Origin of the sequence: Kitasatospora sp. NPDC057500, assembly GCF_042802195.1 — a bacterium.
Classification (GTDB): domain Bacteria; phylum Actinomycetota; class Actinomycetes; order Streptomycetales; family Streptomycetaceae; genus Kitasatospora.
Genome location: NZ_JBHVER010000323.1, coordinates 1 through 5710, shown reverse-complemented (window position 1 = coordinate 5710; position 5710 = coordinate 1). Strand labels below are relative to the sequence as shown.

The window sequence follows — 5710 nt, the reverse complement described above, 5'->3', positions numbered from 1 at the left end:
GTTCTCCGGGCCGGCCCTCGGGGCGGACGGGTCAGGACTGGCCGGAGCCCGCGTACGGTCCCGGCTGCGGGGCGCCGGACTGCGGCGGGACGGCGCCGTAGCGGGCCGGCCGGCGGCCGCGCGGGTGCCGGGTGAGGGTGTAGCCCACGACGCCGGCCAGGGCGGCCAGGGCGCCGCCGGCCAGGGTCCAGAACCAGCGGCTGTTCCAGCCGGAGAACCAGCCGCTGTACCAGTGCTCCTCGGGCTCCTCCGGCGCCGCCGCCTTGGCGGTGGCGGCGCCGCCACCGGCCGGCGGGACCAGCGGGGCCCTGAGCTCGCCGCCCTCCGGCTGGGCGTTGTCGGCGTCGCCCTTGGCGGTCACCCGCAGCTCCACCGAGGCAGGCAGGCCGAGGTCGGGCTGCGGGGCGTCGGCGACCGAGAGCCGGACGTAGTAGCTGCCCGGCAGCGGGTCGCCGGACCACGGCTCGGCCCAGGAGCGGACCTCGCGCAGGGTGCAGCTGAGCGCCAGCGAGGCGGCGGCCGTCGCGGCGGTCGCGTTCTGGACGCCGTCGGTGCAGGACTGGCGGCGGCGCAGCCCGTCGAACACCTCGACGCTCCAGGACTGCGGGTCGTGCCGGTCGGCGGACGGGGCGAGGGTGACCGTCAGGTCCACCTTGGGCGTCTGGCCCTCGGCCGCGCCGAACGACCAGTACAGGTAGTCGCCGGTGGAGACGGAGACCGCGGCGTCCTGGCCGGGGGCCAGGTTGACGGCGGTCAGGAAGGAGGTGCCGGCCTTGTTGGCCGGGGCCGGGCGGCCGCTCGCGCCCGGCGAGGGCGAGGCGGCGGTGGCGGCCGGGGCCGTCAGGGCGAGCGCCGGGAGCAGCGCCAGCGCGGCCGCGGCGGTGCGGAGGAAGGACGTACGCATGGTCAGTTCTCCTGCCAGACAGCGATGCGCCAGCGGGCGATCCAGCCGAACAGCAGGCCGGTCACCAGGCCCGCCAGGGTGAGCACGAGCAGCAGGATCCAGCCGCGGCCCAGGCCCATCGCCGGGCCGTCCGGGGCGGGGGAGGCGGCGGTCAGGTCGACCGTCAGCTCCAGCGGCAGGCCGGGGTCGGCCGCGACGCCGGGCTGCCCGGCCGCCGAGTTGGAGACCACCAGGCAGACGACGGTCTCCGGCTTGCCGCTCGGCGAGGCGGAGGCGGACGCGGTGGCGGTGGCGTAGCCCTTGGAGGCGTCGGCGGACCGGCGCAGGCCGGTGGAGACGACGTCGGTGCGGCCGCTGCCGGCGTCGGTGCCGCGGACCAGCTCCTGGCCGGTGGTGCTGGTGGCCTGCAGCAGGACGCCGTGGTCACGGGCGACCGCGCGGTCCAGCGAGACGCTTACCGAGGCGCGCAGCTCCTGGCCGGCCTTGACCGGGACGCGGTAGACGCGGTGCTCGGAGAACTTCTCGCGGTCGCTGTAGACCCCGGGGGCGAGGACGGGGGCGGACTCGCACGTGTCCGTGCCGGCGGTCTTGACCGGGGCGACCGCGTAGGTGTCGTTGGAGCGGTCGACCAGCTGCTTCACCTTCTCGGTGAGCTGCTCCTGGGTGCGTACGTCGGTGTAGGTGCCGCCGGTGGCGTTGGCGATGCAGAGCAGCTGCCGGCGGGTCTTGTCGTCGTGGGCCAGGCCGAGGGTGTCGATCACCAGGTGGATGCCCTGGGCGGCGAGCTCGCGGGCGACGTCGCACGGGTCGGGCGGGGCGCAGGAGTCCTCGCCGTCGGTGATCAGCACCACCCGGCGGGTGGTCTCGCCCTTTCCGAGGTCCTGGGCCGCGCCGCGCAGGGCCAGGCCGATCGGGGTCCACCCGGTCGGGCGCAGGGTGGCGACGGCGGTCTTCGCCTCCACCTTGTCGGTCTTGCCGACGGGGAAGAGCTGCTTGGTGTCCAGGCAGCCCTGGGCCTTGTCGTTGCCGTCGTAGGTGGCGCCGAGGGTGCGGATGCCGAAGTCGGTCTCCGCGGGCAGGGCGTCGATGACGTCGCTCAGCGACTGCTGGGCCACCGAGATGCGGGTCTTGCCCTGGATGTCGGCCTCGCGCATGGAACCGCTGACATCCAGTACGAGGTCGACCCGGGGGGCCTCCCGGCCGGCGGCGCCGGCTGATGGTTCGTCGGCATGGGCGGGCAGGCCGCTGAGCAGCGTCCCGCCCGTTATCGCCAGGGCGGCCAGCAGGCTGCCGAGCCTGGCCTTCGGTCGTCGTCCTTTAATCACCCGCCGATCCTAGGGATCATCAGTTCCCCGTGGCCAACGTGCGACGGTGCGCGAAGGGGCAGGGCTCCGGCGCGAACTCGCGGGCGCTGGTGGGTGATCGGAGCGAGGGTGCTCCGGGGTGCGCCGGTGGTGCGGTCCGGGCCGACGGTCCGTCGGCCAATACGGGACACACCGGGTGAAAAGTCGATTGATAGGGATTTGCTCGTTAGGGTGACGAGCGGGGAGAGGGGGCCGTACGGCGCCCGCCCCGGCAGACACGTCCGCTTCAGGGGAAGGACCCGTACGTGAGCAACCTCTTCGCGATCGCCTATCCGGATCTGGCCACCGCCAGGGCGGTGCGCGACGAAGCGGTCGCCCTGCAGAAGCAGCGGCTGATCGAACTGGAGGACGCGGTCGTCGTCGAGCGCCGCGAGGACGGGAAGATCAAGCTGCACCAGCAGGTCAGCACCACCGGCGCCGGGGCCGCCTCGGGCGCCGTCTGGGGCGGGGTGATCGGCCTGCTGTTCTTCATGCCGTTCCTCGGCGCGGCGGTCGGCGGCGCGGCCGGTGCCGCGGTCGGCGCCACCACCGACATCGGGGTGGACGACGACTTCATGCGCCAGGTCGGTCAGCACCTCCTGCCGGGCAGCGCCGCGGTGTTCCTGCTGGTCCGCACGGCCACCGCGGACAAGGTCGTCCCGGCACTGGCCCGCTACGGCGGCCAGATCATCCAGACCTCGCTCTCCGCCGCCGCCGAGGCCGACCTCAAGGCGACCGTCGAGGCCTCCCGGGCGCACACCGCCCCGGCCTCCGCCTGACACCGGCCTCCTCCGACAGCCCGGATCCCGCCGGAAGTACAGCCGCTCACACCGGGGCGGACGGGCCCACCGCCCGTCCGCCCCGGCCGTCACCCCGACGACGTCCCGCAGCCCCGACCCCCTGGACGGTCCGTGGCGACTCCCCCCGTGACGAGGACCGCCGGCCGGCCGCGCCGGCCCGTGCCGGCCCGGCGCAACACCCAACTCGCCCTCGGCCTGGCCGCCGGGCTGCTGACGGCGCTGGCGCCCGCCCCCGCCCAGGCCGCCGGGCAGGGCGGCTGGACGGCCAAGATCCGCCGGACCGAGTACGGCGTCCCGCACGTCCTCGCCCGGGACTTCGGCGGGCTCGGCTACGGCTACGGGTACGCCTTCGCCCAGGACAACCTCTGCCAGCTCGCCGACCAGGTGGTCACCTTGCGCGGCGAGCGCTCCCGCTGGTTCGGGCCGGACGGGCGGGGCGTGGACCGGCTCGGCAACCTGGAGAGCGACACCTACCAGCAGGGCGTGCTGCGCTCCGGGGCGGTGCGGCGGCTGCTGGCGCAGCCGGCGCCGCTCGGTCCGACCGGCGAGGCGCGGCAGCTGGTCGACGGCTACGTCGCCGGCTACAACCGCTATCTGCGCGACACCGGCGCCGACCGCCTCCCCGACCCGTCCTGCCGGGGGAAGGGGTGGGTCGGGCCGATCACCGCCGACGACCTCTGGAACATCCTCTTCGACGTCAACACCCTGGCGGGCACCGCGAAGCACTCGGTCGCCACCGCCGTCCCCGGTGGCGCCACCGCCGCTTCGGCGGCCGCCGGGCCGGCCGCCGGCGGCACGGCCACCTGGGTGCGCCGCGCGGCCGACAGCCCCGACACCGGCAGCAACGCCTGGGCCGTCGGACGGGACGCCGGCCGCGACGGCAACGGCCTGCTGCTGGCCAACCCGCACCTCAAGTGGGCCGGCGCGGAGCGCTTCTACCAGGCCCAGCTGACCATCCCCGGCGTCCTGGACGTCGCCGGAGCCGGACTCTACGGCCTGCCCTTCCTGCAGATCGGCCACACCAAGGGCCTCGCCTGGACCCACACCACCAGCTACGCCGACCACCTCACCGCCTACCGCCTCTCGCTGGTGCCCGGCGACCCGACCGCCTACCTCGTGGACGGCCGGGCCGAGCGGATGACCGCGGAGAGCGTCCCGGTCACCGTCCGCGCCGCCGACGGAACGCTCTCCACCGTCGACCGGACGGTCTACCGCTCCCGCCACGGCTACGTCCTGGCCGAGGGCTGGACCGGCGAGCACGCCTACACCCTGCGCGACGCCAGTGCCGACAACCTCCGCTCCCTCAACGAGTGGGTGGCGATGGGCCGTTCGCAGAACCTCGACCAGCTGCGGCAGGCCCAGCGCACCTACCAGGGCGCCCCGTGGGTCTACACCACGGCCGTCGACTCCAGCGGAACCGTCCACTTCACCGACTCCTCCGCCGTCCCGCACATCACCGACGAGCGGCGGGCGCGCTGCCTGGTGCCGAACGCGCTCGCCGACGGCGTGCTGGACGGGTCGACCACCGGCTGCGACCCGGGCAGCGACCCGGACGCGCTGGTCCCCGGAGTCTTCGGCCCCGCCAACCACCCCGTGCTGACCCGCACCGACTACGTGGCCAACGCCAACAACGGCCCCTACCTGACCAACGCGGACGCGCCGATCGCCGGCCTGCCCGCCGTCTACAACGGCGGTCCGGAACTCGCGTCGCGACCGCAGCTGAGCCTGCGGATGATCGCCGACCGCCGGGCCGGCACCGACGGCCTGGGCGCACCCGGCTTCACCCTCGACTCCCTCCAGGCGGCCATGTTCGGCAACCGCGTGCAGAGCGCCGAACTGGACCGCGACGACGCCGTCGTCCTCTGCCGCGCCCACCCGGTGCTCACGGCGACCGACGGCACCCGCGTCGACGTGCGCGCCGGGTGCGACGCGCTGGCCGCCTGGAACACCCGGGCCGACGCCGACAGCCGCGGCACCGTGCTCTGGCAGGAGTACCGCGACGCGCTGGCCAGGACCCGTACGACGGCCTGGCAGACGGTCCCCTACGACCCGGCGCAGCCGCTGACCACCCCGCGCGGCATCGCCGCCGACCACCCCGACGCCCAGCGCGCCTTCGCCGACGCGGTGCGCGGCCTGGCGGCCCGGGGCCTGCCGGTGGACGCCCCGATCGGCCGCGTCCAGCGCTGGGCGGGCATCCCGCTGCACGGCTGCGCCGGCCAGCACGGCTGCTTCAACGTGCTCACGGCCAAGGCGGATTCGGGCACCGGCGGGGGCACCTACCCGGCGGACCTGCTGAGCATCCCGCACGGTTCCAGCTTCCTGATGGCCACCGAGCTCACCGATCGGGGCCCGCGCACCCGGACGCTGCTCACCTACGGGCAGTCGGCCGACCCGACCTCGCCCCACTTCACCGACCAGACCCGCCGCTACGCCCGCAAGCAGTGGGTGACCGAGCGCTTCACCGAGGCGGAGATCCGCTCCGCCCCGGGCCTGACCGTCACCACCCTGCATCGCTGACGGAGTGTCAACTCGCTTGCCCGGTCTCGCGCGGGGCGCCGATCGGCGCGGGTCCCGGGGGGGGGGCGGGGGGGGGCGGGCGGCGCGTGGGGGGGGGGGGGCCCCGCGGGGGGCTGAAAGTGCCCGTGGCCCCCCGGGGTGGCCCT

4 protein-coding genes are annotated in these 5710 nt (G+C 75.3%); 2 read left to right on the top strand and 2 right to left on the bottom strand.

The window, feature by feature from the left end; genetic code table 11:
- Positions 1 to 31: 31 nt before the first annotated feature.
- Together ACFU74_RS35545 and ACFU74_RS35540 are read right to left on the bottom strand one after the other, a co-directional pair.
- A complete protein-coding gene (locus ACFU74_RS35545; protein ID WP_380764272.1) occupies positions 32 to 904 on the bottom strand; it encodes a peptidase in 873 nt (290 codons plus the stop codon).
- Positions 905 to 906: 2 nt separating this feature from the next.
- Positions 907 to 2229, bottom strand: coding sequence for a VWA domain-containing protein (locus ACFU74_RS35540; protein ID WP_380764271.1), 1323 nt, complete (start codon positions 2227 to 2229; stop codon positions 907 to 909).
- A gap of 284 nt (positions 2230 to 2513) precedes the next feature.
- On the opposite strand from ACFU74_RS35540, the gene ACFU74_RS35535 reads away from it, so the two are divergent.
- Positions 2514 to 3026, top strand: a complete 513-nt coding sequence (locus ACFU74_RS35535) for a DUF1269 domain-containing protein (RefSeq protein WP_380764270.1) — start codon at positions 2514 to 2516, stop codon at positions 3024 to 3026.
- A 147-nt stretch (positions 3027 to 3173) separates the two neighbouring features.
- Positions 3174 to 5564 (top strand): penicillin acylase family protein, encoded by a 2391-nt coding sequence (locus ACFU74_RS35530; RefSeq protein ID WP_380764269.1) that lies wholly within the window; start codon positions 3174 to 3176, stop codon positions 5562 to 5564.
- Positions 5565 to 5710 lie beyond the last annotated feature (146 nt).

What these genes read in the sequence shown, in the direction of transcription:
- ACFU74_RS35545 (WP_380764272.1), bottom strand. Translation starts at nt 904, where the DNA reads ATGCGTACGTCCTTCCTCCGCACCGCCGCGGCCGCGCTGGCGCTGCTC.